The organism is Mesorhizobium sp. M1D.F.Ca.ET.231.01.1.1, assembly GCF_003999155.2.
Classification (GTDB): domain Bacteria; phylum Pseudomonadota; class Alphaproteobacteria; order Rhizobiales; family Rhizobiaceae; genus Mesorhizobium.
In genome coordinates, this window is sequence record NZ_RZOZ02000082.1 from 1 (window position 1) to 396 (window position 396).

The following is a 396-nucleotide window of genomic DNA, read 5'->3' on the forward strand; positions in this document are numbered from 1 at the left end:
GGCCTTCAGCTGACCGACATCGACCAGCTCTGGGTGGCCGACATCACCTATGTCCATCTCGCCGAGGAGTTCGCATTCCTGGCGATCGTGCTTGACGCCTTCAGCCGCAAGGTCACCGGCTGGGCGATTGCGACCCACCTGAAGGCGGAACTCGCCATCGAGGCGCTGGACAAGGCGATTGCGGCACGCCGGCCGGCACCGGGAAGTGTCATTCACCATAGTGATCGCGGTGTCCAATACGCCTGCGCTGACTACGCAGCACGACTTGCAAGCCACGACATCCAGCCGAGCATGAGCCGCATCGGCAATCCTTATGACAATGCCAAGGCCGAGAGGTTCATGAGGACCCTGAAGGAAGAGGAGGTAGATGGCCAAGCCTATCGCGACATCGACGAT

General features: G+C 60.9%; 1 protein-coding gene. It reads left to right on the plus strand.

The annotated features are described in order from the left end of the window. Positions 1–396, plus strand: a 396-nt coding sequence (locus tag EN874_RS32390) for a DDE-type integrase/transposase/recombinase (RefSeq protein WP_145971769.1), incomplete at both ends; no start/stop codon positions are given.